Origin of the sequence: Duganella aquatilis, assembly GCF_009674565.1 — a bacterium.
Taxonomy (GTDB): Bacteria; Pseudomonadota; Gammaproteobacteria; order Burkholderiales; family Burkholderiaceae_D; genus Rugamonas; species Rugamonas aquatilis.
In genome coordinates this window covers 18,869-44,730 of record NZ_WKJL01000005.1, presented here as the reverse complement: position 1 = coordinate 44,730, position 25,862 = coordinate 18,869, and the positions used below count along the sequence as shown (strand labels likewise).

Below are 25,862 nucleotides of genomic sequence, written 5' to 3'. Positions count from 1 at the left end.
AGCCGCCATGGACCGCAACCAAGTGACGCAAAAAATCCTCTCGACCAAGGTCACCAAGCAGATGCGCTGGGCCGACCTCGCCAGGGAATTCGGCCAGAGCAAGGAATGGACGACCGCCGCGCTGCTGGGCCAGATGACCTTCAGCCGCGCGCAGGCCGACAAGGCGCAGCAGCTGTTCGACCTCACCGATGAAGAAGCGGCCTGGCTGCAGATCGTGCCCTACAAAGGCTCGCTGCCGACCGCCGTGCCGACCGATCCGCTGATCTACCGCTGGTACGAAATCGTCAGCGTCTATGGCACCACCATCAAGGAACTGATCCACGAGGAATTCGGCGACGGCATCATGAGCGCCATCGACTTCTCGATGGATATCCAGCGAGAAGCCGATCCCAAGGGCGACCGCGTACAGGTGGTCCTGAGCGGCAAATTCCTGCCCTACAAATCCTACTAGGCCGGCTAGAAGCCTGCCTGCAGCGACAGGTACAGGCCGTGCTGCTTCTTCGGATTGAACACCGTGATGTCGCCCAGTTCCGCATAGGCGGCCGTCACCGAGAAATTCCGGGTCGGGAACCAGGCCACGAAGGCGTCGTAGTACGCCTTCTCGTTGTCCACGCCGAGGTTGTGCGGCTTGCGGCGGTACTCGGCGCCCAGCGCCACCTTGCGCGTGATCAGGTAGGCGGCGGAGAACTCCGGCATCAGCCGCGTGTCGTCGTTCTTGTCGCCGCCGAAGCCGAGGATGCCCATCTGGTTGGCGCGCGTGGCGCGCAGCGTGGCGTTCAGCAGCAGGCTTTGCTCCAGGTAGATCTTGGTGGCCGAGACATAGTAGTCGTAGCCATGATCGTCCTTGGCGCCCAGCTGCTTGACGTTGGTGACGCCCAGCGCCTCCAGGCCGTGCACGCCCTTGTTCTTCTTGTACATCACGCCGATGGCCACCTGCGGCACCCAGCTGTCCTGCTCATACACCGCATCGCCCAGCACCTTCAGCTTGAGGCCGACGATATCCTGCTTGATGTTGAGCTTGTCCAGCGGCGCCAGGCTGCCCTTGAATTCCTGGTTGGCGAACGACACTTCAAGACGGTCCGCCAGGCCGACCGCCACGCCGTAGCTGCCCAGCTTGTAGTCCTGCGTGTTGATGTAGGTGTAGTGCGCATTGGCGCCCCAGCTGTCGCGCGTGCCGTAGCCGGTGATCAGCGCCCACGGCGTGATGCCGCCGCCACCCGCGCCTTCCACCTGCGACACGCCGCCGGTGGCCAGCAGTTTGCCCATGTCGGGCGACGACGATTGCGCCCAGGCGCCGGCGCATGCCAGCGCAGCCATCAAGGCTGGAATGATTTTCTTCATTGTTCTGCTCCTGATGGATTATTTGGTCACGATGTCGCGCTGCATCGGCGCCAGCTTGGCGACCAGCTTGAGCGCAACGCGGCTCGGCACATTGTGCTGTTCCATCGCGATCTGCAAATCCTCGGTCAGCGCATTGAACATGGCGTTGGTGATCTTCAGATCCTGGTGCACGGTCTTCATGTCGCGTACCGGGCCCACGCCCTCCATCGCCTTGTCGTGGTATTTGCCGGTGTACTTGCAGGGACCGCCGGCGAACTCGCAGAACTGCTCCTGCAGGCGCGAGTTCAATTGCGGGATGTCGAAGTCGGTGAAGTTGTCCTTGATGCGCGGATCGGCCAGCACCAGCGTGATGAAGGTATCGACGATCTTCTTGATACCGTCCTTGCCGCCCAGGCCCTGGTAGGTGGAGTCTTCGGTGTACGGGGTTTGCGCCATGGCCAGCGAAGACGCCAGCAACAGGCCACAGCCGAGCCGCTTGATGAATTTTTTCATATCAGTCCTGATTAAAAACGATAAAGAGAATTCAGCGGGGTCTCGGCTTCTACTGCAATTTATCAGATTATTTGGGGTATAAGATCATTTGCGTGCATCTGAACAACGCTATTGTTTTGCCAGTATCTTTATTGGTCACGGTCGCATCCCACACCTGCGTGGTGCGGCCCAGATGCACTGCCGTGGCAGTCGCCACCACCGTGCCCTCGCGCGCGGTGCCGAGATGATTCGATTTCAACTCGATGGTGGTGAAGTTCTGCGCGCCTTCCGGCAGATGCGAGAAGCACGCGTAACCGCAGGCGGTATCGGCCAGCGTGACCACGCTGCCCGCATGCAGAAAACCGTTCGGCGCGAGATGATAACCGCTCACCGCGAACTCCGCCACAATCTCGCCTTCCTTCACGGAAGTGATGACGATGCCTAGGTGGTCCGGCAGCGTGCCTTTGCCGAACTGGTTAAAGTATTCGGTGGTAAATTTTGCAGCATCCATAAAGCTCCCTCTTTACATTACGCGTACCCACGCGCCTTTGTAGAGTATAGGGCCAGTTGGACCATTCGGATCGGGCGAGCCGCCTTTTGGCTCCAGCGACACGGCCAGCAGCGCGACATCGTCGCCAACCGCATTGCTGCCCAGCGCCAGCCTGACCTCGCCTTTGTCAGCCAGCAGGCCCAGCGAACGTGGATGGCCCTGCTTCGGCACGGCCCACAGCTGCAGCGTCTTGTCGCTGGCCACCGGCGCGTTGCCGACCAGGCGCACGGTCAGCGCCTTGTGCTGCGTATCGCCGGTCAGCACCAGCGCGGTCTGCGCTTTTTCGTCGGTCAGCGTGGCGACGTAATCGAGCTGCGGCTGGTCGAGCATGCGCGTGCCGATGACGATCACCAGCAGGGCCGCCATCGCGGTCGAGGCGACGCCCAGCCAGCGCCAGAAGTTCAGCGACTCCAGCCAGCCGGCGCGCTCCGGCCGCAGATGCAAGCGGCGCTCGATGCCCAGCCACACCTGCTTGCGCGGCTTCTCGGCGGCGGAAAACTCGGCCATCGGCACCAGCCGGTCCTGCCACTCGGCCGTCAGGCGGCGCAGCGCGGCGTCGTTGTGCAGATAACCTTCGAAGCGGCGGCGCGCGCCGCCCTTCAACGTGCCCAGCACATATTCCGCGGCCAGCTTTTCGCGCAGTGGTGCGTTGTCGCGGATGTTCATGGACGGTCTCCCTTGGCCAGGCACGTCTTCAGCTTTTCCAGGCTGCGGCGTATCCAGGTCTTGACGGTCCCGATCGGCAGCGCCATCTGCTGCGCCACCTCGCTATGCGACAAATCGTGAAAGAACGCCAAGCCCACCACCTGCCGGTGCAAGCCTTCCAGCGCCGACATGCAATATGCCAGCGCCTTGGCGTCGCGGCTCAGTTCCAGCGCCTCGATCGGCGTGGCGGAGGGATCGTGCAGTGCATTCATGATTGCTTCATCAAACGGGTCTCCATCGATTTCGGCGGCGACATCGCTGCGGCGTAGCAAATCGAAAGCCTTGTTGCGCACGATGGTGGTCATCCACGTCATCGGTGCGGCCAGGTGGCTTTGATAGCTGCCGGCGTTGTGCCAGATCGCGACGAAACTCTCTTGCAGCACTTCTTCCGCAAGCTCGCGCTTGACCAATATACGCAGCGCGAAGCCAAACAGTTTCGCTGAAGTAGCGTCATATAACGAGCGGAAAGCCACGGCGTCGCGCTGGGCGGCGCCGTTCAGCCACGTGCGCAGCTGTTGAGGATCGAGGGTATGGGCGTCGGACACGGCGTGCCTTAATCGGAAGATGACGAAAATTACCATATTCTCAACGCTGCACGAAACAAAATCGTGAATCCAGTTGCATCCCGCGTGCGTACAAGCCTAACAACATGAAGCATTCAACAATGCGCGCGAGGGGACAGGATGACGATCAGATGCAGGATGGCTGCGGTGTTGGCAATGATGTGGCACGGCGCGGCGCTGGCCACCGAGGATACCAACGGCGCGCTGGCCAGCGTGACGGTGTTGGGTCATTACGACAATGCGGTCGGCACCTCCGACGCCGCCAGCCAGGGCACGGTGACCGCCAACCTGATCGCCAACCGTCCCGCGTTGCGCACCGGCGAGCTGCTGGAGTTCGTGCCGGGCATGATCGTCACGCAGCACAGCGGCGACGGCAAGGCCAACCAGTACTTCCTGCGCGGCTTCAACCTCGATCACGGCACCGACTTCGCCACCTGGGTCGACGGCGTGCCGGTCAACATGCGCAGCAACGCGCACGGCCAGGGCTACTCCGACCTCAACTTCCTGATCCCGGAACTGGTGCAGCGCATCGACTACAAGAAGGGCAGCTACTTCGCGGACGAAGGCGACTTCTCCTCGGCGGGCGCCGCCCACATCGGCCTGAGCGACCAGCTCAAGCAGGGCATCGCCAATCTCACCGTCGGCAGCTACGGCTACCAGCGCGGCGTGCTGGCCGACTCCTTTGCCGCAGCCGGCGGCACGTTGCTGTACGGGCTGGAAATCAGCCGCAACAACGGCCCGTGGCAAACACCGGAGCAGGTGCGCAAGTACAGCGGCACCCTGCGCTACAGCCACGGCGACGCGCAGGACGGCTACAGCATCACCGCCATGGCCTACCGCAACCGCTGGAACGCCACCGACCAGGTGCCGCAGCGCGCCGTGCAGGCAGGCCTGATCGGCCGCTTCGGCAGTCTCGATCCCAGCGACGGCGGCGACACCTCGCGCACCAGCCTGGCCTGGAATATGCACCGCCGCGACAGCGACCAGGTCACGCAGGCCTCGGCCTACCTGCTGCATTCCAGCCTGGACCTGTACAGCAACTTCACCTACCTGCTGAACGATCCGGTCAACGGCGACCAGTTCCAGCAAAGCGAACGCCGCACCATGGGCGGCGCCAGCGCCAGCCACGCGTGGCTGAACAACATCGGCGGCATCGACATGCGCAACCAGCTGGGCGTGCAGACGCGCTACGACCACATCGCGCCCATCGGCCTGTACGCCACCGTGGCGCGCCAGCGGCTGGCCACCGTGCGCGAAGACCGCGTCGACGAGGCCAGCGTCGGCCTGTATGCGGAAAACACCAGCTACTGGACGCCGTCCTTCCGCAGCATCGCCGGCCTGCGTTATGACGCCTACCGCTTCAAGGTCAACGACGACAGCACCAACGCGCACAAGTTCTCGCCCAAGCTGTCGCTGATCTTCGGCCCGTGGGCGAAGACCGAATACTTCATCAACTACGGCGCCGGCTTCCACAGCAACGATGCGCGCGGCGTCACCGGTCCCGATCCGGCACCGCCGCTGGTGGGCACGCGCGGTGCCGAACTGGGTGTGCGCAGCGAGTGGCTGCCAAGCCTGCAAAGTTCGCTGTCGCTGTGGGCGCTGGACATCGATTCGGAGCTGGTCTACGCCGGCGACAGCGGCCAGACCGAAGCCAGCCGCGCCAGCCGCCGCACCGGCGTCGAATGGAGCAACCACTACATCGCCGCGCCGTGGCTGCTGTTCGATCTGGACCTGGCGGTGTCGCACGCGCGCTATCGCCAGAGCGACCCGGTGGGCAACTACGTGCCGGAGGCTTTGGACAAGGTGGCCTCATTCGGCATGACGGTCAAGGATATCGGCCGCTGGTTCGGCGGCTTTGAGCTGCGCTACTTCGGCCAGCGTCCGCTGGTGGAAGACAACAGCGTGCGCTCGGCCGCCACCACACTGGCCTATGGCCGCATCGGCTATCAGCTCAGCCGCCGCACCAAACTGACCCTGGACGGTTTCAACCTGTTCGACCGCCAGGCCAGCGACATCGATTACTACTACACCTCGCGTCTGGCGGGCGAGCCGGCCGAGGGCGTCAACGACGTGCACTTCCATCCGGTCGAGCCGCGCACGCTGCGGCTGACGCTCAGCCACAGTTTCTAAAAATTAATCTTATTAAATCTGAATCTGACGCGCGGTGCGCCGCGTATATCAGCCTGCAGTACCCACAGAAGGTCCACTCATTCGGAGGAAGCGAGATGCAAACTATCATCAATCAAGCCGTGCGCCTGGCGGTTGCGGGCACACTGGCCGGCGCCTGTCTGCCGGCAGCAATGGCGTCCAGCCACCGCGAAGCGCCGTTCATTACGCAAAGCCCCAAGGTCGACGGCACCGACTTCTACATGTTCCGCAGCTACGAAACCGGCCGCGCCAACTTCATCACCCTGATTGCCGACTACGTGCCGCTGCAGGATCCCGGCGCCGGTCCGAACTACTTCGAGATGGACCCGAACGCGCTGTACGAAATCCACATCGACAACAACGGCGACGCCAAGGAAGACCTGACCTTCCAGTTCCGCTTCAATAACACCAACAAGGACACCAAGCTGACCGTCGGCGGCAAGCAGGTGTCGATACCGCTGGTGATCAACGGCGGCCCCATCGCCGCACCGAATGCGGCCGGCGCCAACGTGCGCGAGACCTACACCATCAGCGTGGTGCGCGGCGACCGCCGCACCGGCACCCGCGCCAACGTCACCAATGCCGCCGATGGCAGCACCACCTTCGACAAGCCGCTCGACAATATCGGCAACAAGTCGATTCCGAACTACGCGGCCTATGCCGCAGCGCACGTCTACAACGTCAACATCCCCGGTTGCAGCACGCCGGCGCGCGTGTTTGTCGGCCAGCGCAAGGACCCGTTCGTGGTCAACCTGGGCGAGACCTTCGACCTGGTGAACATCAAGGCGCCGGCCACCGAGTTTGCCGCCAATGCGGAAAGCGCAGCCAAGGATGACCTGGCCGGCAAGAACGTCACCGCCATCGAAATGGAAGTGGCGGCATCCTGCCTGACCGCCGCCGGCAGCAGCGATCCGGTGATCGGCGGCTGGACCACGGCCAGCGTGCGCCAGGGCCGTCTGCTGAATCCGACGCCGAACACCGGCACGCCATCAAAAGAAGGCGGCGCGTGGACGCAGGTATCGCGCCTCGGCATGCCGCTGGTGAACGAAGTGGTCATCGGCCTGAAGGACAAGGATACCTTCAACGCCAGCAAGCCTTCCGGCGATGCGCAGTTTGCCACCTACGTCACCAATCCAACGCTGCCGGCGCTGATTGAAATCCTGTACGGAAGCGCCGGCGCCAAGGCGCCGACCAACTTCCCGCGCAATGACCTGGTGGCGGCCTTCCTGACCGGCGTGAAAGGGCTGAACCAGCCGGCCACGGTGACCGCGTCGGAAATGCTGCGCCTGAATACCACCACCGCCGCTGTCGCCATGGGCAGCCAGAACCGCCTGGGCGTGATCGGTGGCGACAACGCCGGCTTCCCGAACGGGCGCCGTCCTGGCGATGACGTGGTCGACATCGCGCTGCGCGTGGTGATGGGCAAACTGTGCACGCTGAACCTGGGCTGTGCACCGGCCGATGCACCTGCGGGCGGTCTGCACTTTACTGACGGCGCGTATCTTGACGACAGCTACTTCACGGCCGCATTCCCGTACCTGAAAAATCCGCTGCCAGGTTCGCCGCAGACCGGCGCCGTGGTACAAGCCGCACGGAGGGCGCCATGAGAATACTGAGCCTGACGCTGGGCCTGAGCGCGCTGCTGGTGCTGAGCGCGTGCGGAGGCAGCAGCAGCCATGAAGAAGGGCCGTCGACGCCGACCATGCCGCCGGTGACGCCGCCGGTGTCGATGGTCGACAAGTTCTACACCGCCGTGCTGGCGATCATCGGCGATGGGGAGGAAACGACGACGGAGCCGCAAGCGATCGATAGCATCGCCGCGACCACGCCGGAAGATACGGAGCCTGTCGCATTGAAGTAATCCTGCACCCCTGACGAAAGGGTCTGACCCACGGTCAGGGATAGGGGCTACGCCCCGCCGGCCCATGGGCCGGCCCCTGGCCGCAGCGGTGTGCGGGTTTCACAGGTGCCGCAACCACACAAAAAACATCATGCATAAACTGATACTTGCGCTGGCATGCTGCGTTACCGCTGCTGCACATTCAGCGCCCTACATTCCGGCCAACGGCAGCCAAGTGGTGGAAACCGTCCCGCGCCGCGGCGATCCGATACAACAGGAAGTCCGTCGCCTGCGCAGCCAGCTGAACGCCAATCCAACCGACATCGCGCTGGCCGCCACCGTGGCGCGCCGCTACATCGCCCTGGCCCGCAACGAAACCGATCCGCGCTACCTCGGCTACGCACAATCCGCGCTGGAACCGTGGTGGCGACAGGCAGCGCCGCCCACCGATATCCGTCTGCTGCGCGCCACCCTGCTGCAAAGCACCCACCAGTTCACACCGGCGCTGGCCGACCTCAAGGCGGTGCTGGCAACCGATCCGCGCAACACGCAGGCATGGCTGACACAGGCCACCGTGCAAACCGTGCAGGGCGACTACGCCGCCGCCACGGCCAGCTGCGCGCACGTATCCAGCCTGACGATCGAACTGGTGGCCATCACCTGCATCGCCAACATCGGCGCGGTGAACGGCAAGGCCGCCACCAGCGAACAGCTGCTGGACCTGACGCTGGAACGCAGCCCCAACGCCCCGACCGAACTGCAAGTGTGGGCATTGACCCTGCTGGCCGAAATGGCGCAACGTCGCGGTGACGGCGCCACCGCCGAGAAACGCTTCCGCCAGGCGCTCGCCCTCAGTCCTCGCGACAGCTACCTGCAAGGCGCTTACGCCGACCTGCTGCTGGAACAAGGCCGCGCAGCCGACGTGCTGACACTGCTGCAAGGACTGGACCGCATCGACGCGCTGCTGCTGCGCCGCGCGCTGGCATTGCAGCAGGCCGGCCAACGCAACGCCATGCAGGCCGACATCCGCGAACTGGCGGCCCGCTTCGATGCCGCCAGCCAGCGCGGCGACACCGTCCACCAGCGTGAACAGGCGCGCTTCGAACTCCAGCTGCGTCACGATCCCCGCACCGCACTGGCGCTGGCGCGCAAAAACTGGGATGTACAAAAAGAGCCGGCCGATATCCGCATCTACCTTGAAGCCGCCGTGCAGGCGCACGATAACGCCAAGCCGGTCACCGACTGGATCGCCACGCACCATACCGAGGACGTGGCGGCGGTGCGCCTGCTGCGCCAACTACCAACGGGGACATGATGAAACGCCTGCTCTTTGCTCTGCTGCTGTGCTGCGTACTGGCGCCAGCCGCCGCGCACAAACCCAGCGACAGCTATCTATCGATCGATGTGCAAGGCCAACGCGTGACGGGCCAGTGGGACATCGCGCTGCGCGACCTGGATTACGCCATCGGCCTCGATCAGGATGGCGACGGCAAGCTGACCTGGGACGAAATCCGCGTCCGTCACGCGGCAATCGCCGCCTATGCGCTGGAACGCCTGCAACTGAAGGCCGACAATGGCGCCTGCCGCATCGTCGCCGGTGAACAGCTGATCGACGATCACACCGACGGCGCCTACAGCGTGCTGCGCTTCCAGGCCAGCTGTCCCGCACCGGTGACGGCGCTCACCATCGGCTACCGCCTGTTTGCCGACCTCGATCCGCAACACAAAGGCCTGCTGCGGCTGACGCACGATGGCGCCACCACCACCGCGATCTTTGACCCGTCGCATGCGGAGCAGCGCCTGTCGCTCTCCGCGCCGGACCAGCTGCAGCAGTTCAGCGCCTATGTGCGCGACGGCGTCTGGCATATCTGGATCGGCTATGACCACATCCTGTTCCTGCTGTCGCTGCTGCTGCCGGCGGTACTGCTGGCGGCGCCGGCCGATAACCTGCGCGGCGCCTTCATCGATGTGCTGAAAGTGGTGACCGCCTTCACGCTGGCGCACTCGCTGACCTTGACCCTGGCCAGCCTGTCGCTGATATCGCTGCCTTCGCGGCTGGTGGAGTCGGCGATTGCGGCCTCGGTGATCGTGGCGGCGGTGAACAATGTCTATCCGCTGTTTCGCGGACGGCGGCCGTGGGCGGCGTTCGGCTTCGGCCTGATACACGGCTTCGGTTTCGCCAGCGTCCTGGTCGACCTCGGACTGCCGAAAGGCGCGCTGCTGGCCAGCCTGTTCGGCTTCAACCTGGGCGTGGAGATCGGCCAGCTGTGCATCGTCGCGCTGTTCCTGCCGCTGGCCTTCCTGCTGCGCCGGACGTGGTTCTATCGCCGCCTGCTGACCGGTGGTTCGGTGGTGATCGCGCTGGTGGCGCTGGTGTGGTTCGTCGAACGCGCGTTTGACGTTCAGGCCCAGTCGATCGGGCTTTGACCGTTGGCGACCAGGTAGTCGTTCGCGCGCGAAAACGGCTTGCTGCCGAAGAAGCCCTTGTGCGCGGAAAAGGGCGAAGGGTGCGGCGACGTGATGATCAGGTGCTTGCGGCTGTCGATCAGCGCGCGCTTGGCGATGGCGTAGCTGCCCCACAGGATGAACACGATATGTTCGCGCTGCGCCGACAACGCGCGGATGGCGCTGTCGGTGAAAGTTTCCCAGCCGTGGTTGGCGTGCGAACCGGCCGCGCGGGCGCGCACGGTCAGCACGCTGTTCAGCAGGAACACGCCTTGTTCCGCCCAGTCGGACAGATCGGTCTGGCGGCGTTCGACGCCCAGGTCGCTGTGCAGCTCCTGGAAGATGTTCTGCAAGCTGGGCTGCGGACGATTTCCCTCCGGGACCGAGAAGCAGAAGCCCATGGCGGCGCCCGGCGTGTGATACGGGTCCTGCCCGAGAATGACAACCTTCACCTGATCGAACGGCGTCAGATCGAAAGCGCGGAAGATGTTTTTTCCGGCGGGGCAGCACTGCGTCGCGGCATACTCGGCACGCACGAAAGACGTCAGCGACTCCCAGTAAGGCTGCTCAAACTCCTGCTGCAACTGCCGCTTCCACGACTCCTCGATACGTACACTCATTTGCGCTCCCGGACGATGCCAACCAGCCCGCATAGTCCGATAAAACGCGGTCGCAGGTCAACTGTTTTAGCGCCTCACTCCGGCCGGGTGTAACCGTCCGCCACGCCTTCCTTGGACAGCACCCATTGCCACAGCTGGATGTCACGTGCGCGGAAGGCGCCGGCGCAGGACAGCAGGTAGTATTTCCACATGCGGCGGAAGCGTTCGCCCAGTTGCGACGCGAAGCGCGGCCAGGCCGCTTCGAAGTTGGCGTGCCAGGCCATCAGCGTCTTGTCGTAATCGGCGCCGAAGTTATGCAGGTCCTCGACCACGAACAGGCCGTCGGCGGCGTCGCCGATCTGGCCGATCGACGGCAGGTCGCCGTTCGGGAAAATATACTTGTCGATCCATGGGTCGGGCGTCGAGCCGCGCTGGTTCTTGCCGATGGTATGCAGCAGGAACAGGCCGTCATCCGCCAGGCAGCGATGCGCGACCTCCATGTATTTGCGGTGGTTCTTGCGGCCGACGTGCTCGAACATGCCAACGCTGGCGATGCGGTCGAAGCGCTCGTCGATGTCGCGGTAGTCCTGCAAGCGGAATTCCAGCGGCAGGCCGGCATAGCGCGCCTTGGCCCACTCCGCCTGTTCCCTGGAGATGGTGACTCCCACGCACTCGACGCCGTAATGCTCCGCCGCGTAGCCCATGAAACTGCCCCAGCCGCAGCCGATGTCCAGCACCCGCATCCCCGGTTCCAGCCGCAGCTTGCGGCAAATCAGATCCAGCTTGGCCTCCTGCGCCTCGGCCAGGCTGCCGGCGTCGCGCCAGTAGCCGCAGGTGTAGGTCATGCGCGGATCGAGCATCGCCGCGTAGAATTCGTTGCCCAGGTCGTAGTGCGCCTCGCCGACGGTCCAGGCGCGCTTCAGGTTTTGCAGGTTCAGCATGCGCGCGCGCATGGCGTGGAACGCCAAGCCCAGCGGCTTTACCTGCTGATCCAGGTGCGCCGACAGCACGCGGTGGAAGAACTGGTCCAGGTGCTCGACGTCCCACAGTCCGTCCATATAGGCTTCGCCCAGGCCGAGGTTGCCGTTGGAAATCACGCAATCGAGCACGCTGGGGTCCGCCACTTGCAGATCCCAGGCGCGGCCGCCGTTGATGGCGACATTGGCCTTGGCCAGCAGGTCCGCCACCGCCTGCTGCGCGCCCGATGCCGCGAGCGGGCGGCTGCTTGCGTGGCGGCGCTCCACCGTATTCATGGTCAGCGTATTTTTCATCTCAAACTCCCGTAGGATAGGCATGTCATTGAGCCAGTATAATTTCCGCCTCCATGGACTGTATGACTTACAATGCAATCCATAAGTCGTAAAATTCATGATGTATCAGCGACCTCGACGGGACTATTTTGGACATCCGCTCTCTACGTTATTTCATCACCACGGTGCAGCTGAACAGCTTTACCCAGGCCGCCGAATCGATGCACGTCACCCAGTCCACCATCAGCAAAATGGTGCGGCAGCTGGAGGATGAGGTCGGCGAGGCGCTGCTGATACGGCAAGGCCGCAAGCTGGTCCTGACCGACGCCGGCCGCATCGTGTTCGAGCGCGGGCAGGAAATGCTCAATTCCATGCGCCTGTTGAGCACGGAACTGACCGATACCCGTGCCTTGCAGCGCGGCCGCCTGACGGTCGGCATTCCGCCGATGATCAACCTGCTCTTCACGCCGGTGCTGAAGGCGTTCCGCGAGCGCCATCCGGACATCGAACTGAGCTTGCGGGAAGATACCGGACAGGTCATCGAGCGGCTGGTGGCGACCGGCGAACTGGAACTCGGCATGACGGTGTCGCCGGTCGATCCGTCGCTGGACCTGCAATCGAAGGAAGTCGCCAAGTTCCCCATTTGGGCGGTGGCCAAGCCCGATACCTTCCGGCGCAATGCATCGTCCATCAAGCTGTCCAACCTGGCGTCGATGCCGCTGGTGCTGCTGAAGGATGAATTTGCGTTGACGCGCGCCCTGCGCCAGGTCTTTCAGCAGCACGGCCTGGAACCGGTGATCGCGGCGCAGAGCGGCCAGTGGGACTGGCTGCTGTCGATGGCATCGGCCGGCGTCGGCGTGGCCCTGCTGCCCGAGCCGTTCATCCACCGGCTCAACGGCGTCGAAGTGGCGGCGGTGCGCGTGGTGGAACCGGACATCCATTGGCGGCTGGCCCACATCTGGAACGGCCGCTACCTGTCGCATGCGGCCCGCGCCTGGGTCGAGCTATGCCAGACCATGCTTACCGGTAGCGGGCACTGGCTGTAGCCTGGTCGAGCATCGAAGTGTAGATGGCGTGCAGATTGGTCAGCGCGGTGTGCAGGCGCGGCAGGCGCTCGGCCGCCGCGTCGGGCACGGCGGCGCGCAGCAGCGGACTGGCCGCCAGCACGGTGGCGCACACCGCCGCGCCGGAGGCGTCGTCCGGGGCGCGCAAATGCGCGGCCAGCGCCACCAGCACGCGCTGCAGCGCATCGCGCACGACAGGCGACGGCGAAGTCGCCAGCACGGCGCGCAGCTCGATGGTGGCATGGCCCAGTTCCAGCAGGGTCAGGCCGTCGCGCACCACGGCGCGGGTTTCCGCGTTCGGCGTCGGACCGGCCGCCGCATTCAATTGACTCAGCAGGTCGCGCACGCGGTTGTCGAAGCGGTGACGCAGGCCGCGCGCGGCGTGCAGGCTGGCCGCCGGCAGGCGCGCGGTGCAGGCGCCCAGCGCTTCACGCCACAGAGCGGCGGCCACGTGCTTGCGGTTGCCCATGGTGTGCTCCGGCAGCAGCGCCAGGAAGGCGACGTAGGCCAGGCCCACGCCCATCAGCTGCGCCAGCGCGACGTTGAAGTAATTGACGGCGTCGAAGGCCATGCGGCTGGTCGGCGCCAGGAATATGCTGCTGAACATGGCCATGCCGACGCCCATGCCGGCGCGCTGCGGATTGCTGATCAGCCATGCGCTGAGCGCCATCAGCGGCATGGTCGCCAGCACCAGCGTCGGGTAGTCGACGGCCTGCACCATCAGGCAGAACACGGTGGCAAAGCACAGCGGTACCGCCAGCAGGAAACCGGCCATCACCTGCTGTAACATCCGCCGGGGGCGCGGCGACGAGGACGCCAGCGCGCCGAAGATGGCCCCCATCACCACCATGCTGGACAGCGACGGCAGCTCCAGCCAGTACCAGATGCCGGCCGCGGCCAGCAGCATCAGCGCGGCGCGCAGGCCGTTGGCCGCGACGATACCGGGCGGCGTTTTCGGCGCATAGGCGCGCGGCTCGCTGGCCTGCATGCGGCGCCGTTGCGCCAGGCCGTCGTACACGCTGGCGAAGGCGATGATGTCGGTGGCGAAGCGCGCCAGCAGTTCGACCGCGGTGTCGAAATCCATGCGCCAGCGTAGCGCGTCGTCCACGCTGCTGTCGATCTCGGACAAGGCCAGCGCATCGCGCGCATCGGCGATGGCGGCCGCCAGCTGCGGCACCGCCGCTTCAAATGCGCCGGCCGCGCCGTGCGCCTGGCCGCGGGCGCCATCCATGGCGGCGGACATGGCAGCCGCCAGCTGGCGGTGCAGCGGTTCCAGCAGCCCCGGCACCGGCGAATCCGGCTGCGCGCTGGCGCGGTGGATCAGCCGGTGCAGCGTGTAGAAGGTGGTCAGCGCCGTCATGAAGGCCTCGTTGAAGGCGTGCAGCTGGCGGGTCTGCGTGAGCGAGTGCGCCGCTTCGAAGAAGGCCGCCGCGCGGCCCGACTCCAGCGCCGCGATGTCGGCGGCGAAGTGCAGGTGCGATATTTCCGCTTCCGACGGCGGCAGGCGGTGCTCCAGCACATTGCGGCACAGGCCGAGGAAGCTTTCGAAGCGCGCCTGCACGGTGCGCATCACCAGCGGCCCCTGGGTGCGCGGGAACAGGGTGTCGCTGGCGACGGCGGCGCAAATAATGCCCAGTCCCACCTCGGACACGCGGGTGACGGCGATCGAAAACACCGCCGTCGCATGGTCCAGCGACGGCACGGCGATGATCACGGCGGTGTAGCCGGCCAACACGAAACTGTAGGACTGCTGGTTGCGGTACATGGCCGCGCCGGCGGTGCACAGGCCCATCCACAGCGCCAGCCCCAGGTACAGCGCCGGCGCGTGCTGCGGAAAGCAGGCCACCAGCGCCAGCGAGGCGGCGCAGCCGACCACGGTGCCCAGCATGCGGTAGAACGCCTTCTCCAGCACCATGCCGCTGCTGGGCAGGGCCAGGATGAAGGTGGTGGTCATCGCCGTGGCCGGCGAATCGAGGCTGAAGCGGAACGCCAGCCATAGCGACAGGAAGACCGCCACCAGCGTGCGGGCCACGAATATGCAGCGCGCGCCGTCGCTGGCGGCCCAGCCACGCAGTTCGCCGGCCAGCCAGCCCGCCACAGCGGCGTGGCGCGATGCGGAAACAGACGTCATCGCTCAGGGCGTGGGCAGTTGCAGGCCGCCGCCCAGCGCCGCCATCAGGTTGACATAGTTGTCCAGCCGCTCCATTTCCACGCGCCTGGCCTGGTCCTCTTCGTTCAACAGGGTGAGGCGGGTGGACAGCACGGCCAGCGTGTCGGTCAGGCCGGCGCGGTAGGACTTGTCCGCCAGGGCATGGGCGTTGCGGGCGGCGTCGAGCGCCTGTTCGGCCAGGTGGCGCTGTCCTTCCACCGATTCCATCTGCGTGACCGTGTTGGCCACTTCCAGCAGCGCCTGGATCAGGGTGGCGTTGTATTGCTCCACGGCGGCGTCGTACAGCGCCGTTTGCCCGCCGAGCTGGCCGCGCAGGCGGCCGCCGTCGAAAATGGGCAGGCTCAGCGCCGGCGTCACGCCGCGCACGCTGGAGCTGGCGCTAAGGAATTTGCTGAAGCCGAACGACTGCAAGCCGGCGAAGGCCGCGATATTGATGTTCGGGTAAAAGGCCGCCTTGGCCGCTTGAATGCCATGGCCGGCCGCTTCGACGCGCCAGCGCTGGGCGGCGATGTCGGGGCGGCGGCCCACAAGGTCGGCGGGGACCGTGCTGGGCAGGCCCACGGCGGCGCGCAGGACCAACTGCGGCCGGGCGATGGTTTCGCCGTCGCCCGGGCCTTTGCCGGTCAGCGCCGCCAGCTGATGGCGCCGCAGCGCCACCGCTTCCTCCAGCCGCTCTTGCTCGCGTCGGCCGGCCGGCAGCGTCAGGTCCACCGTGGCGACATCGATGGCGGTGGCCAGGCCGGCGCGCTGGCGGCGGCGCGTGATGTCGAGGATGCGCTCGCGCTGGGCCAGGCTGGCGCGCACGCTGTCCAGCAATTCATGCTCGTACCACAGCTGGATGTAGCTGCGCACGACGGCGGTTTCCAGCGCCAGGCGCGCCGCCTGCGCTTCCGCCGACGCCACCTGCGTGTCGTTCAGGGCGGCCGCCAGCAGGTCGTGGTCGCGTCCCCACAAATCCAGGTCGTAGGCGACGCTGACCTGGGCGTCGCTCAGCCAGCGCCAGGTGCCGGCAATCGGCGGCGGCGCCGTGCCCTGGTCGGAAAAGCGCTGGCGGTCGACCGAGGCGGCGGCGTTCACGTGGGGCTGGGTCGCCGCCTTGGCGACGCCGCTCAGGGATTGCGCCAGACGCACGCGCGCCTGGGCGACTTTCAGCGTCGGGTTGTCCGCGATCGCCGCATCGACCAGTTTGTTCAGTTGCGCGTCGCCCAGCGCCTGCCACCAGGTGTCGGTCGGCCAGGCCATCGGGCTGGCCGACTGGATCGTGTGGCCGGCGTTCAGCGTGGCGGCGGGCAGCAGCTTCGCCTCCGGATGAATATGGCCCATGTCGGCGCAGCCGGCCAGCAGCAGGGCCAGGCCGAGCGCGGCGAGGCGCGAGGGAGCGAAGCGCGGGACGTTCATGGCCGCCGGCAGCGATCAGCGTTTTGCGCCGGCGTGAGTAGCCTCACGGTCGCGGATATGCTGGTTCACCCACGGCGTGGAGGTGGCGCGCGGACCATGGTCCAGCGGCAGCTTGTGGGCGCTGGCATTGGCGGCAGCGACGGACAACAACATGACAGCGGTAGCGAAAAACTTCATTTGATACTCCTTGCCGATTCGGCGAAACAGGGAATAAGTGAAGTATAAATTCGCGAAACCATGACTGACATGACTTGTGAAGCACAAGATCATTCGGAAAATTCATGCATTGCCGGCGGCAGGGGAAAGCGCCGGAGCGCCAAGCGCGTAGAATGGCGACTTTAAAAGGACATCAAGATGAAGAAAACAGATTTGGCCAAGGCCGACGCCAAAAAGCTGATGGGCAAGATGGGCGCGCCGGGCGCCGCCGCTTTCGGCAACGCCAGCACCGCCGTCATCGACAAGCGCGAGCAGCGCAAACGCGATCAGGCGCTGGGCCTGGTGCCGTTCGCCGTCAAACTGAATGACGAGCTGGTGAAACGCCTGCACGCCCTGGCCACCGAGCGTGGCCTCGACATGAACCAGACCGTCGCCGAAGTCCTGGCCAAGGGCCTGGACGCCGCATAAAAAAAGGCTCCGCGAGGAGCCTTTTTGTTTTAGCCTGCTGCCAGCACGTTGTGTGCCTGTTCGTCCGCGTGGTACGAACTGCGCACCATGGCGCCGACGGCGGCGTGCTTGAAGCCCATTTTGTAGGCTTCTTCTTCGTACATCTTGAACACGTCCGGGTGCACGTAGCGGCGCACCGGCAGGTGGCTGTTCGACGGCGCAAGGTACTGGCCGATGGTCAGCATGTCGATGTCGTGCTCGCGCATGTCGCGCATCACCTGCAGCACTTCCTCGTCGGTCTCGCCCAGGCCGACCATGATGCCCGACTTGGTTTTCACGCTCGGGTACAGCGCCTTGAAATCCTTCAGCAGCTTCAGCGAGTGCATATAGTCCGAACCCGGACGCGCTTCCTTGTACAGGCGCGGCGCGGTTTCCAGGTTGTGGTTCATCACGTCCGGCAGGCCGTCGGCGAAGATCGCCAGCGCTTTTTCCAGGCGGCCGCGGAAGTCCGGCACCAGCACTTCGATCTGGGTTTTCGGCGACAGCGCGCGGGTGTTCTGGATGCACTCGACAAAGTGCTGGGCGCCGCCGTCGCGCAGGTCGTCGCGGTCCACCGAGGTGATCACGACATAGCTCAGGCGCAGCTTGGCGATGGTGTGCGACAGGTTGGTCGGCTCATCCTTGTCCAGCGGGTCCGGGCGGCCGTGGCCGACGTCGCAGAACGGGCAGCGGCGGGTGCACTTGTCGCCCATGATCATGAAGGTGGCCGTGCCCTTGCCGAAGCATTCGCCGATGTTCGGGCAGCTCGCTTCTTCGCACACGGTGACCAGCTTGTTCTCGCGCAGCGTTTCCTTGATTTCGTAGAAACGGGTGTTCGGCGAACCGGCCTTGACGCGGATCCAGTCAGGCTTCTTCAGGCGCTCGACCTGCTCGATCGGCACGATCTTGATCGGAATGCGCGAAGTCTTGCTGGCGCCTTTTTGCTTTTCGCTCGGGTTGTACGCAATAGTGGTTTCGGTGGTCATAATCAATTCATTCGTTTGTCGCAAGGACGCGGACTAATTCCTCGGCCAATTGCTGTTGCACATCCGACAGCGTTGCCTGCGCGCCAACGGTGCGCATATCGACTGTTTCCAGTCCGGCATAGCCGCAAGGATTAATCCAGGAAAACGGCGCCAGGTCCATCGCCACGTTCAGCGACAGTCCATGGTAGGTGCAGCCATTGCCGCGTACCTTCAAGCCCAGCGCGGCAATCTTCGCGCCTTGGTGGTCGCCGCCGGCGATGTAGATGCCCGGCGCGCCTTCCACGCGCTCACCGACGAGATTATACGCCTGCAAGACATTGATGATCGCCTGCTCGATTTTATGCACGAATTGCCGGGCGTACAGCTTGCCGCCAGGCTTGTTGCGGCGCAGGTCCATCAGCAGGTAAATCACCACCTGGCCGGGGCCGTGGTAGGTGACTTCGCCGCCGCGGTCGGTCTGCACGACGGGGATCGCCGCGGCGCCCGCCAGCAGGTGGCCGCGGTCCGCGCCCAGGCCCAGCGTGAACACCGGCGGATGTTCGACGATCCACAATTCATCGCGGGTGTCCGGCGTGCGCGCGTCGGTGAAGGCGCGCATGGCGGCGAAAGTGCTGTCGTAATCGGCTTTGCCGAGATGCTTGATCTCAGGGAAGGTAGGAGACGTCATCCCGGCATTATACGCCTGTGCGTCAGTTTCATCCCGGCTGGTGGCGGGCCAGCCAGGCCTGTACCGACGGCCGCTGCCACTGGTAATCGACGTATTCGCGCAGCTTGGCGGGCACCTCGTCGCCGTTGCGCACCAGCCGGCCCAGCATGATGGCCAGATCGACGTCGGCGATCGACCAGGCGCCGAACAGGTGCTGCGGACCCCGGACGAAGCGCTCGGCCACGTGCACCAGCTTGGCGGCGGCCTGCTGCGCACTCTCGGTCAGCGGCGCGCATGGTTTCTTGAAGAATACGGTTTCGGTATCCCGCTCGACGCGCACCGGCACCAGGTCGCTGCGCACCCAGGCCTGGATCTGCCGCGCCAGCGCGCGCTGGCGGCGGTCCTGCGGATACAGCGCGAGGTATTCCGGCGGCGGGAAGCTCTCGTCCAGGTATTCGGTGATGGCGCTCGACTCGGTCAGCACAAAGTCGCCCTCGACCAGCGCCGGCACGCGGGCGGTCAGCGCACGGTCGGCAAACGGCGCCAGTTTCTGCTCGCCGCTGCCCAGATCCACCGTCTTGACGCTGAAGGGCAGGCCCTTCTCGGTCAGCGCCACAAACGCCGACAAGGCATAAGGACTGGTGAAAAGGCTGTCGACGTACAGTTCAAAAGACATGGCGGCTCCGGCTTGGGTAGATTTATTCACATAGTAAACCTTGTCTAAGTGCCTGTATAACGGTATATTTTCGCAATTCTTGTTAGTTTTATTCACAAAGTTATCCACAGCATGGCTCGCAGGCTGCCCAATTTTTCCGCATTGCGCGCCTTCGAGGCGGCGGCCCGCCACGAGAATTTCTCGCGCGCGGCGGAAGAGCTGCACCTGACGCACGGCGCCATCAGCCACCAGGTGCGGGCGCTGGAAGAGGAATTGGGACGGCAACTGTTCGTGCGCCACGGCCGACAGGTGAAAATAACTAACGACGGGCTGAAGTTTGCCCAGTTCCTCGGCAAGGCTTTCGCCGACATCGGCGCCGCCACCGACGCCATGCGCGCCACCAGCATCAACCAGCGGCTGACGATCACCTCGATTCCCTCGTTTGCGGCGCGCTGGCTGGCGCCCCGCCTCGGTAAATTCATCGAGCTGCATCCGGATATCGAGGTGGTGCTGCAATCGAGCGGCCACATGCAGGATCTGGCGCGCGAAGGCGTGGATGTGGGCATCCGCTTCGGGCGCGGCAACTATCCGGGCATGGTGGTGCTGCGGCTGATGGGGGATGTGTATTACCCGGTAGTGAGTCCACACTATCGCGGTGGGCAGCTACCGGTGGTGCCTGCCGACCTGGCGCGGCACACGCTGTTGCGCTCGGTGGAGCGCTGGACGCCGTGGCTGCACGCGGCCGGCGTCGACCTGCCGGAACCGTCCGGCGGGCTGCTGTTCGAGGATTTATCGATGCTGATCCGTTCCGCTGCCGATGGCAATGGCGTGGCGCTGGTGCGGCACGTGGTGGCGATGCAGGAAATCGCCTCCGGGCAGCTGCTGCGACTGTTCAACGTCGCAACGCCGAGCCCGGATGAGTACTACTTCGTCACGCCGCCCGGCGCCGTGGGCAAGCCACAGGTGACGGCGTTCCGCGACTGGCTGCTGGAAGAGATTGCCGTCTTCCAGCGCCAGCATGCTTGATTACATGACAATCTTGACCATCGGATGTGCCGACAGTTCGGTGTACAGCGCATCCAGCTGCTCGCGGCTGGTGGCGCGCACGGTGCAGGTCAGGCCGGTGTAATTGCCTTTGGCCGAAGGACGGACCTCCATCTTGCCTTCATGGAAATCCTGGTCGTGCTTTTGCACAACCACGGTAATGGTCGGGGCGAAATCGATATGAGTCGGACCCATGACCTTGATCGGGAAGTCGCTCGGGTACTCGATGAGGGACTCTGATGGCGGGATCGCTTGCATATTCTTTCCAATCTAAAAATATAAAACCTGAAACGCCAAATGGCGTCTCAGGCCTATATTGTAGCCGGATCAGGACTTTGCAAGCGCAAGCGGCTCCCCACTCTGCTGGCCAGAAAGACGCTGCAAACGGGCCAGCGCCGACTCGTTGCCCAGCGCCGGCTGGCTCACCGATTTGCGGATCGCCTCCAGCTCGGCGGCCTGGTCCAGCGGCTTCTGGCCGATGTCGGTGACGATGCGCAAGCCTTCGGCATTGGTGCGGATGGTCTCGGCGCGGCGGGTCAGGGCGCTCAGCGCGCTGGACTAGCCGCTCATGCCCTGCAAGCCGGTCAGCTGGGCCTGGCGTTCGGCGCGCAGCTGCTGCAGATCCTGCTGGGCGCGGGCCGACGACAGCGCCTGCAGCGCCTTCTTCGCCTGCGCATCGAACTCGGCCAGCTGCTTCGACAGCGCGTCGACGATGGTTTGCAGCTCGTTCATATACTGTTTGGCGTCGGCTTCCTCCTGCAGCTCCTGCGGCATGCGGGCCTTGTTGGCTTCCAGCTCGTCGCAGAACAGCGTGATGGTCGATTCCGAAATCTTGCCACTGGCCAGACGCTCGGCCAGGGTGCCGGCGGCCTGCTCGTCGGTGGCGATCAGCTGGCGCAGCTTGACCACGTCGCCGGCTTCCTTGTCGAAGGCGGCATGGGCGGCGGCCAGCTTCTGGGCGGCGCTGCGCAAGTTGTCGGCCAGACGGTCGCGGTCGGCCTCGGTGGCGGTTTCCGGGTCGAAGTTGGCGATCGCCTCGGAGACGCGATTGCCCAGCGCGCCGAAATGCTTGGTGATCAGTCGCGCGGTCAAACCCCAGCCATTCAAGTTGCTCATGTCAGTCTTCCTTCAGTTCAAAGTTGCGCATCATTGGATAACGATGCGTTGCTGCTCCACCGGGATGCCGATGACGAAGTCGACATGGATCCCGCGTTTTGAGGCATCGCCGTTCACGCTGTGGATGATTTCCGTCGTGATCAGCAGATATTCGTGGCCGCCGCCGCGCAGTTCGCGCACGTAGGGCATGAAGTACATGTCCTGGCGCAGGCCGGTGCTGCCGCTGGCGTCGTCCAGCCGCACCTCGGTGCCGGTGAACGGCGGCATGTAGGCCACCTCCGGATCGCCGGCGTCGCGCCAGTAGTCGACGCCTTCTCCAGCGCCAAAGATCAGTTCCAGGTCCAGATCCAGGTCGTTCAGCTGCTCGCGCCACAGCGTGTAGCTGCGGTCGCCGAGGCCGGCGCCGGCCTGGCCGGTGTAGGCGTCCTGGTCCTCGGCGGTTTGCGGAATCACGCGCGCCAGCTGGGTGCAGTACATGATTTCGCTGACCTCGCCGCTGGCGTTCTGGTAGACCTGCAGGAATTTCTCCTTGTCGTCCAGGTCGCCGGTTTCCAGGTAGTAGCGGTACAGGCCGCCCGACTGCTTGAGGCGGATCTGCGAGACGGCGACGATGCGGGTGTCGTCGGCATCCGGCAGCGTGATCAGCGAACCGCCGCTGACGGCGCGCAGCAGCGGCGACTGCTGTATGCCGACCACGCTGCCGATGCGCGCGCCCAGCGGCAGGTCGCCGTCGGTGCGCGGCGCCTCGTTGCCCGCCAGCTTGGCCGCGCCATTGCGCAGATAGTTGTATGCATCGGTCCAGCCCATCATCAATTCCTTTCAAACGAATAATTCGGTCCGGTGCGCAGACGGCGGAACTTACGCACCGAATACACCACTGCCCACATCAGCAAACTCAGCACGCCCAGCCAGGCCAGCCAGCGCAGCACGCTCATGAAGAACGATGGCTTAGGCGCCGGCGCCGCTGCCGGGACGCCGAGGCCGGGCATGCCGGTCACCGTGGCAGCGTCCTGCGTCGTCGTGGCCGGCTGCTGCACCTGCGGGTTGCCACTGGTGGTCGGGTAGGCCACCGGCTGATGGCTCTGGCTCATCGCCCGGCCCAGCATGAAGCCCATGACGCCGGCCATCAGGCCATTGCCGTTGCCGGATGGCGCCTGCTGGTAGACCGGTCCCGGATACGCTCCGGCCGGCGGCCGTTGTGCCTGCTGCGGCTGGCGCAAGGTGTCGTTCAGCGGCGGCAGGGGCTGTGGCGTGGCGCTGGCAGCGCGGCGTTCATCCAGCGTCTTCAGCGCGTTGGCGCGGGCGGCGCTCTGGTCGACGTCGCGCGACATGGCCGAGGTGCCGCGTTGCGGCTGGGCCGGCGAACCGGCCTGCTGGCCGAAGGCGCCCGGTCCGCTCTGGCGGTTGGCGGGCGGCGCCGGCGTTTGGTTATGTCTGGCGGAGTTGCTCTTTTGTGAAGAAAAACCGCTTTTAAACGACGACGATGTGCCAGAATGTGAAGCCGGCCGCGCTAGCGCCGGCACGTTGCCTGCCACGGCAAGGCAAACCATCAAAAGCAGCGCGGATCGAAATGACTTCATGATGTTTTCACAAAGAGTTGAATGAAAAACAGCATAGCGCCGCGCGTCGGCGGTTGCATCGGTAATAAAAGGCTCGCTTCACCATGACACGCAAATATCTGGACATGAATCAGCACGACGCGCTCTACAAGGTGGCGCGCGCCTATCCCGGCGGCATCGACGCCCTGGCGCAGGCGATGGGGATCTCGGTCAACGTCCTGCGCAACAAGCTGGCGCCGACGATCGCCTCGCACTATCCGTCGTTCGAGGAGGTTTCAACGGTGGTGGACTTCTGCCACAAGGCCGGCGTGGCGGACGCCCACCTGCCGCTGCACGCGCTGCTGGTGCGGCACGGCATGGCCGCGTTCGTGGTGCCGACGCCGGACAGCATCGGCGAAGACGACCTGTCGCAGACCGTGTGCAAGGTGATGAGCCAGGTGGGCGCGGTGGCGGAAGCGGTCTCCAGCGCGCTGATGGATGGCAAGGTGACCGCTGCGGAGGCGGATTTGATTGAGCGGGAATTCCAGGGCGCGCTATCGGCCCTGGGCGAATGGCGCGCGCGCTTGCGCCTCAAAGCCCAGCAATAACCCGGGGTCAGGTCCTTCATTTCTACACGGCCTCGGCCTTATCAAACGCTAGAGCTGAGCTCGTGTAGAAATGAGGGACCTGACCCTGGAGTTTATTGGCGGTTCTTGACCCTGGAGTTTATTGGCGGTTCTCGCGACGGTCGGAGTTGTTGTCGCGCTTGTTGTCGTGCTTTTCTTCGCGTGGACGCTCAGGCTCGCGGCGCGGTTCCTGACGCTGAACCGGCTGCGCTTGCTGTGGCGGCGGCGTGAACTGGCGCGGCTGAGGCTGCGGCTGCTGCGGCGCCTGCTGTTGCTGCACTTGCTGCGGCTGCTGCACCGGCTGCTGGCGCGCTTCGTCGTGCGGACGGAAGCGGCGCTGGTTGTCGTCGCCGCCACGGTCGGTGCGTTCGCGTTCACGCGGTTGTTGTTGCTGCGGTTGCGGCTGCTGCACAGGCTGCACCTGCTGCGGCGACACTTGCAACGACGGCTGCGGATTCACCGGCGACTGCCCGCGCGGCTGCCCCTGCCACGGCTGATTGCCACGCGGACGCACATCGATCCGCACATCGTTCGGATTGATGGTCTGCGCCGGCGCATCCGGATGGCCGAACTGGTTTGGCGCCAAGGTGCTGATCTGGCCGCGCGGCTGTTGCGCCGGCACCGGCACCGGCTGCGACGGCGCCGTCAGCACACGTCCCGGACGGTCGTTGCGCCCATCATTGCGGTCGAAGCGGTCCGGAATGCCATCATGATCGCGATCGCCGCCACCGCGATTGGTGCTCAGCGGACGGCCAGGCGGCTGCGGCGGCGCCACCGGCGCCACATTCTTCACAAAGCTCGCGGCCGGAATCACCTGCGCACCACGATTCACCACCACATTGCGGCGGCCTTCAAACTGATCGCGTGGCAGCACCGTCAGGCCATCGCGATGGCCGTTCCAGTCGTTGCGCGGCGTGAACGGCTTGCCGTTGTGGGTCCAGGTCACGCGGCGTTCGTAGTCGGCCGATACGCGGTAGGTCGGCACGAAGCGGTCGCGCGGCGACAGCGGATACCAGCCCAATCCCGGTCCCGGACGCGGTCCGCCACCATTGCCGCCGACCCAGCCCACCAGCGCCGGCGCCCACACCGGCCGTCCCGCCGGACGTCCCGGCGCCCAGCACCAGCGGCGGTTGACCATCACCCAGCGCCCGTAGTGCGACGGCGCATATCCCCACGGCGCGTTGTCGACCCAGGTCCAGCCCCACGGCGCCAGCCAGATCCAGCGGCCGTCGCTGTACGGCGACCAGTCCAGTCCCACGTTACGCGGCGTCCACAGCGGACCGTATTCGACGTTGTCGACCCAGGTGCCGTTGCGGTCCAGTTCCTCGTAGCCGGTCATGCCGCTGGAAACGAAGCGGGTCACCGTGGCGCTGTTGTCGAGGCGGTCGCGGTCCTCGGACCAGATGTCGAAGCCGTCGCGGCGCGCCACGCTGGTGCGCACGTCCTCGCCGCTGACATCCACATGGCGGCCGTTGCTGACTACCACCGACGAGCCGGCGCCTTCCACCCGCGCGCTGCCGGCCAGCATGCTGATCTGGCTGGTATCCGGCACGCGGTCGACATCGACGCGCAGAATGCCCGGCTCCAGCATGGTGACGCGGGCCTGCGGCGTGGTCAGTTCGAAGTCGCGCAGCAGCTCGGCGTTGCGCACGCGGATGCTGACGCTGCCGTAGTTCAGGCGCAGGCGCAGCAGGTCGTCGTCCATGCCGGTGATTTCCAGGTCGGAATCGCCGTCCACCCGCACCGCCGTCGAGCCGACGCGGAATTCGGCGCGCGCGCCGGAAGCGGTGTTGATGTGGTTGGCGGCCGTGACCGGCCAGTTCAGCGCAGCGCCGACCGGGTCGCCATCGCCGACCAGCGTGACGTTGCCCTGGACGGCGGAAATGCGGCCGACGATGGCCGGCGGGTCTTCGGCCTGCGCCAATGCACTAAAGCCGGCCAGAGCGGCCAGCAGGACGGTGTGGATGATCTTGCGGCTCATGGCTGCGTCTCCTGTGGGTGATGCCTGATTTAACGCCGCACGCTAAAGTCCGACTACAGGGGTTACACGGGGTTACAAAATAAG

At 65.2% G+C, this 25,862-nt stretch carries 29 protein-coding genes; 10 read left to right on the top strand and 19 right to left on the bottom strand.

Features of this window, described 5'->3' with window-relative positions:
* Positions 1–7 precede the first annotated feature (7 nt).
* Positions 8–451 (top strand): cyanase, encoded by a 444-nt coding sequence (gene cynS / locus GJ698_RS09550; RefSeq protein ID WP_154357391.1) that lies wholly within the window; start codon positions 8–10, stop codon positions 449–451.
* A gap of 5 nt (positions 452–456) precedes the next feature.
* Here cynS and GJ698_RS09545 read toward each other — a convergent pair whose 3' ends face one another.
* The 5 genes from GJ698_RS09545 to GJ698_RS09525 form a co-directional block, all read right to left on the bottom strand.
* The gene (locus GJ698_RS09545; RefSeq protein WP_154357390.1) at positions 457–1,341 is read right to left on the bottom strand and encodes a DUF3034 family protein; all 885 of its coding nucleotides are present in this window, start codon (positions 1,339–1,341) and stop codon (positions 457–459) included.
* 18 nt (positions 1,342–1,359) lie between these two features.
* Positions 1,360–1,833: a group I truncated hemoglobin gene (locus tag GJ698_RS09540; RefSeq protein ID WP_154357389.1), complete on the bottom strand. Its 474-nt coding sequence runs from the start codon at positions 1,831–1,833 to the stop codon at positions 1,360–1,362.
* Positions 1,834–1,900: 67 nt separating this feature from the next.
* Entirely contained in the window at positions 1,901–2,323 is a 423-nt protein-coding gene (locus GJ698_RS09535) for a PaaI family thioesterase (RefSeq protein WP_154357388.1), read from the bottom strand.
* A 12-nt stretch (positions 2,324–2,335) separates the two neighbouring features.
* Positions 2,336–3,028: an anti-sigma factor gene (locus tag GJ698_RS09530; RefSeq protein WP_154357387.1), complete on the bottom strand. Its 693-nt coding sequence runs from the start codon at positions 3,026–3,028 to the stop codon at positions 2,336–2,338.
* Positions 3,025–3,612, bottom strand: coding sequence for a sigma-70 family RNA polymerase sigma factor (locus GJ698_RS09525; protein ID WP_371865218.1), 588 nt, complete (start codon positions 3,610–3,612; stop codon positions 3,025–3,027). Before GJ698_RS09525 ends, GJ698_RS09530 begins: the two co-directional genes overlap by 4 nt.
* A 156-nt stretch (positions 3,613–3,768) precedes the next feature.
* On the opposite strand from GJ698_RS09525, the gene GJ698_RS09520 reads away from it, so the two are divergent.
* The 5 genes from GJ698_RS09520 (at position 3,769) to GJ698_RS09500 (ending at position 10,045) form a co-directional block, all read left to right on the top strand.
* Positions 3,769–5,760, top strand: a complete 1,992-nt coding sequence (locus tag GJ698_RS09520) for a TonB-dependent receptor (protein WP_229259913.1) — start codon at positions 3,769–3,771, stop codon at positions 5,758–5,760.
* Positions 5,761–5,855: 95 nt separating this feature from the next.
* Entirely contained in the window at positions 5,856–7,385 is a 1,530-nt protein-coding gene (locus GJ698_RS09515) for a DUF4331 domain-containing protein (RefSeq protein ID WP_154357384.1), read from the top strand.
* Positions 7,382–7,639, top strand: coding sequence for a hypothetical protein (locus tag GJ698_RS09510; RefSeq protein WP_154357383.1), 258 nt, complete (start codon positions 7,382–7,384; stop codon positions 7,637–7,639). The genes GJ698_RS09515 and GJ698_RS09510 overlap by 4 nt, the downstream gene beginning before the upstream one ends.
* A 130-nt stretch (positions 7,640–7,769) precedes the next feature.
* Positions 7,770–8,933 (top strand): tetratricopeptide repeat protein, encoded by a 1,164-nt coding sequence (locus tag GJ698_RS09505; RefSeq protein WP_154357382.1) that lies wholly within the window; start codon positions 7,770–7,772, stop codon positions 8,931–8,933.
* The gene (locus GJ698_RS09500; protein WP_154357381.1) at positions 8,930–10,045 is read left to right on the top strand and encodes a HupE/UreJ family protein; all 1,116 of its coding nucleotides are present in this window, start codon (positions 8,930–8,932) and stop codon (positions 10,043–10,045) included. Before GJ698_RS09505 ends, GJ698_RS09500 begins: the two co-directional genes overlap by 4 nt.
* Here the strand turns inward: GJ698_RS09500 and GJ698_RS09495 are convergent.
* Together GJ698_RS09495 and cfa are read right to left on the bottom strand one after the other, a co-directional pair.
* Complete coding sequence (locus tag GJ698_RS09495) at positions 10,021–10,683, bottom strand: uracil-DNA glycosylase (protein ID WP_154357380.1); 663 nt, start codon at positions 10,681–10,683, stop codon at positions 10,021–10,023. The two genes, GJ698_RS09500 and GJ698_RS09495, sit on opposite strands and share 25 nt — an antisense overlap.
* 74 nt (positions 10,684–10,757) lie before the next feature.
* A complete protein-coding gene (gene cfa / locus GJ698_RS09490) occupies positions 10,758–11,933 on the bottom strand; it encodes a cyclopropane fatty acyl phospholipid synthase (protein WP_371865217.1) in 1,176 nt (391 codons plus the stop codon).
* 128 nt (positions 11,934–12,061) lie between these two features.
* Here cfa and GJ698_RS09485 point away from each other — a divergent pair, with 128 nt between their 5' ends.
* Entirely contained in the window at positions 12,062–12,958 is an 897-nt protein-coding gene (locus tag GJ698_RS09485; RefSeq protein ID WP_154357379.1) for a LysR family transcriptional regulator, read from the top strand.
* On the opposite strand, the gene GJ698_RS09480 is transcribed toward GJ698_RS09485, so the two are convergent.
* Genes GJ698_RS09480 through GJ698_RS09470 form a run of 3 tightly spaced genes read right to left on the bottom strand, consistent with a single transcriptional unit; the run spans position 12,933 to position 16,721 of the window.
* On the bottom strand, positions 12,933–15,107 hold the full coding sequence (locus GJ698_RS09480) for an FUSC family protein (RefSeq protein ID WP_154357378.1): 2,175 nt from the start codon (positions 15,105–15,107) through the stop codon (positions 12,933–12,935). The two genes, GJ698_RS09485 and GJ698_RS09480, sit on opposite strands and share 26 nt — an antisense overlap.
* Before the next feature lie 3 nt (positions 15,108–15,110).
* Positions 15,111–16,544: an efflux transporter outer membrane subunit gene (locus tag GJ698_RS09475; RefSeq protein WP_154357377.1), complete on the bottom strand. Its 1,434-nt coding sequence runs from the start codon at positions 16,542–16,544 to the stop codon at positions 15,111–15,113.
* Positions 16,545–16,559: 15 nt separating this feature from the next.
* Positions 16,560–16,721 (bottom strand): hypothetical protein, encoded by a 162-nt coding sequence (locus tag GJ698_RS09470; RefSeq protein ID WP_154357376.1) that lies wholly within the window; start codon positions 16,719–16,721, stop codon positions 16,560–16,562.
* A 177-nt stretch (positions 16,722–16,898) separates the two neighbouring features.
* Between GJ698_RS09470 and GJ698_RS09465 the strand changes: the two genes are divergently transcribed.
* Entirely contained in the window at positions 16,899–17,168 is a 270-nt protein-coding gene (locus GJ698_RS09465) for a hypothetical protein (RefSeq protein WP_154357375.1), read from the top strand.
* Between the two features lie 29 nt (positions 17,169–17,197).
* Here the strand turns inward: GJ698_RS09465 and lipA are convergent, their stop codons facing one another.
* The 3 genes from lipA to yfcF are packed head-to-tail and all read right to left on the bottom strand — an operon-like array spanning position 17,198 to position 19,494.
* A complete protein-coding gene (gene lipA, locus GJ698_RS09460) occupies positions 17,198–18,172 on the bottom strand; it encodes a lipoyl synthase (RefSeq protein WP_154357374.1) in 975 nt (324 codons plus the stop codon).
* A 7-nt stretch (positions 18,173–18,179) separates the two neighbouring features.
* Positions 18,180–18,839: a lipoyl(octanoyl) transferase LipB gene (gene lipB / locus GJ698_RS09455; RefSeq protein ID WP_154357373.1), complete on the bottom strand. Its 660-nt coding sequence runs from the start codon at positions 18,837–18,839 to the stop codon at positions 18,180–18,182.
* 28 nt (positions 18,840–18,867) lie between these two features.
* Complete coding sequence (gene yfcF, locus GJ698_RS09450; RefSeq protein ID WP_154357372.1) at positions 18,868–19,494, bottom strand: glutathione transferase; 627 nt, start codon at positions 19,492–19,494, stop codon at positions 18,868–18,870.
* Positions 19,495–19,605: 111 nt separating this feature from the next.
* Here yfcF and GJ698_RS09445 point away from each other — a divergent pair, with 111 nt between their 5' ends.
* On the top strand, positions 19,606–20,499 hold the full coding sequence (locus GJ698_RS09445; RefSeq protein ID WP_154357371.1) for a transcriptional regulator GcvA: 894 nt from the start codon (positions 19,606–19,608) through the stop codon (positions 20,497–20,499).
* Here the strand turns inward: GJ698_RS09445 and GJ698_RS09440 are convergent, their stop codons facing one another.
* The 5 genes from GJ698_RS09440 to GJ698_RS09425 form a co-directional block, all read right to left on the bottom strand.
* The gene (locus GJ698_RS09440) at positions 20,500–20,775 is read right to left on the bottom strand and encodes a DUF493 family protein (RefSeq protein WP_154357370.1); all 276 of its coding nucleotides are present in this window, start codon (positions 20,773–20,775) and stop codon (positions 20,500–20,502) included.
* A 69-nt stretch (positions 20,776–20,844) separates the two neighbouring features.
* Complete coding sequence (locus GJ698_RS30885) at positions 20,845–21,015, bottom strand: hypothetical protein (protein ID WP_229259912.1); 171 nt, start codon at positions 21,013–21,015, stop codon at positions 20,845–20,847.
* Positions 21,016–21,075: 60 nt separating this feature from the next.
* Positions 21,076–21,633 carry a restriction endonuclease subunit S domain-containing protein gene (locus GJ698_RS09435; protein ID WP_229259911.1) on the bottom strand — a complete coding sequence of 186 codons (558 nt, stop codon included), beginning with the start codon at positions 21,631–21,633 and terminating at the stop codon, positions 21,076–21,078.
* Between the two features lie 30 nt (positions 21,634–21,663).
* Positions 21,664–22,443: a DUF2491 family protein gene (locus tag GJ698_RS09430; protein WP_229259910.1), complete on the bottom strand. Its 780-nt coding sequence runs from the start codon at positions 22,441–22,443 to the stop codon at positions 21,664–21,666.
* Positions 22,443–23,213: a hypothetical protein gene (locus GJ698_RS09425; protein WP_154357369.1), complete on the bottom strand. Its 771-nt coding sequence runs from the start codon at positions 23,211–23,213 to the stop codon at positions 22,443–22,445. Before GJ698_RS09425 ends, GJ698_RS09430 begins: the two co-directional genes overlap by 1 nt.
* Positions 23,214–23,296: 83 nt before the next feature.
* On the opposite strand from GJ698_RS09425, the gene GJ698_RS09420 reads away from it, so the two are divergent.
* Positions 23,297–23,779: a phage regulatory CII family protein gene (locus tag GJ698_RS09420; protein WP_154357368.1), complete on the top strand. Its 483-nt coding sequence runs from the start codon at positions 23,297–23,299 to the stop codon at positions 23,777–23,779.
* A gap of 118 nt (positions 23,780–23,897) precedes the next feature.
* Here the strand turns inward: GJ698_RS09420 and GJ698_RS09415 are convergent, their stop codons facing one another.
* Entirely contained in the window at positions 23,898–25,778 is a 1,881-nt protein-coding gene (locus GJ698_RS09415) for a DUF6600 domain-containing protein (protein WP_154357367.1), read from the bottom strand.
* Positions 25,779–25,862 lie beyond the last annotated feature (84 nt).

Coding starts and splice junctions, on each gene's coding strand:
- GJ698_RS09535 (WP_154357388.1), bottom strand. CDS start 2,323: ATGGATGCTGCAAAATTTACCACCGAATACTTTAACCAGTTCGGCAAA.
- GJ698_RS09500 (WP_154357381.1), top strand. CDS start 8,930: ATGATGAAACGCCTGCTCTTTGCTCTGCTGCTGTGCTGCGTACTGGCG.
- GJ698_RS09475 (WP_154357377.1), bottom strand. CDS start 16,544: ATGAACGTCCCGCGCTTCGCTCCCTCGCGCCTCGCCGCGCTCGGCCTG.
- cynS (WP_154357391.1), top strand. CDS start 8: ATGGACCGCAACCAAGTGACGCAAAAAATCCTCTCGACCAAGGTCACC.
- GJ698_RS09510 (WP_154357383.1), top strand. CDS start 7,382: ATGAGAATACTGAGCCTGACGCTGGGCCTGAGCGCGCTGCTGGTGCTG.
- GJ698_RS09420 (WP_154357368.1), top strand. CDS start 23,297: ATGACACGCAAATATCTGGACATGAATCAGCACGACGCGCTCTACAAG.
- lipA (WP_154357374.1), bottom strand. CDS start 18,172: ATGACCACCGAAACCACTATTGCGTACAACCCGAGCGAAAAGCAAAAA.
- GJ698_RS09415 (WP_154357367.1), bottom strand. CDS start 25,778: ATGAGCCGCAAGATCATCCACACCGTCCTGCTGGCCGCTCTGGCCGGC.
- GJ698_RS09545 (WP_154357390.1), bottom strand. CDS start 1,341: ATGAAGAAAATCATTCCAGCCTTGATGGCTGCGCTGGCATGCGCCGGC.
- yfcF (WP_154357372.1), bottom strand. CDS start 19,494: ATGTCTTTTGAACTGTACGTCGACAGCCTTTTCACCAGTCCTTATGCC.
- GJ698_RS09425 (WP_154357369.1), bottom strand. CDS start 23,213: ATGAAGTCATTTCGATCCGCGCTGCTTTTGATGGTTTGCCTTGCCGTG.
- GJ698_RS09430 (WP_229259910.1), bottom strand. CDS start 22,443: ATGATGGGCTGGACCGATGCATACAACTATCTGCGCAATGGCGCGGCC.
- GJ698_RS09465 (WP_154357375.1), top strand. CDS start 16,899: ATGAAGAAAACAGATTTGGCCAAGGCCGACGCCAAAAAGCTGATGGGC.
- GJ698_RS09540 (WP_154357389.1), bottom strand. CDS start 1,833: ATGAAAAAATTCATCAAGCGGCTCGGCTGTGGCCTGTTGCTGGCGTCT.
- GJ698_RS09515 (WP_154357384.1), top strand. CDS start 5,856: ATGCAAACTATCATCAATCAAGCCGTGCGCCTGGCGGTTGCGGGCACA.
- GJ698_RS09435 (WP_229259911.1), bottom strand. CDS start 21,633: ATGAGCAACTTGAATGGCTGGGGTTTGACCGCGCGACTGATCACCAAG.
- GJ698_RS09530 (WP_154357387.1), bottom strand. CDS start 3,028: ATGAACATCCGCGACAACGCACCACTGCGCGAAAAGCTGGCCGCGGAA.
- GJ698_RS09480 (WP_154357378.1), bottom strand. CDS start 15,107: ATGACGTCTGTTTCCGCATCGCGCCACGCCGCTGTGGCGGGCTGGCTG.
- GJ698_RS09445 (WP_154357371.1), top strand. CDS start 19,606: ATGGCTCGCAGGCTGCCCAATTTTTCCGCATTGCGCGCCTTCGAGGCG.
- GJ698_RS09495 (WP_154357380.1), bottom strand. CDS start 10,683: ATGAGTGTACGTATCGAGGAGTCGTGGAAGCGGCAGTTGCAGCAGGAG.
- GJ698_RS09440 (WP_154357370.1), bottom strand. CDS start 20,775: ATGCAAGCGATCCCGCCATCAGAGTCCCTCATCGAGTACCCGAGCGAC.
- GJ698_RS09520 (WP_229259913.1), top strand. CDS start 3,769: ATGGCTGCGGTGTTGGCAATGATGTGGCACGGCGCGGCGCTGGCCACC.
- GJ698_RS09470 (WP_154357376.1), bottom strand. CDS start 16,721: ATGAAGTTTTTCGCTACCGCTGTCATGTTGTTGTCCGTCGCTGCCGCC.
- lipB (WP_154357373.1), bottom strand. CDS start 18,839: ATGACGTCTCCTACCTTCCCTGAGATCAAGCATCTCGGCAAAGCCGAT.
- cfa (WP_371865217.1), bottom strand. CDS start 11,933: ATGAAAAATACGCTGACCATGAATACGGTGGAGCGCCGCCACGCAAGC.
- GJ698_RS09505 (WP_154357382.1), top strand. CDS start 7,770: ATGCATAAACTGATACTTGCGCTGGCATGCTGCGTTACCGCTGCTGCA.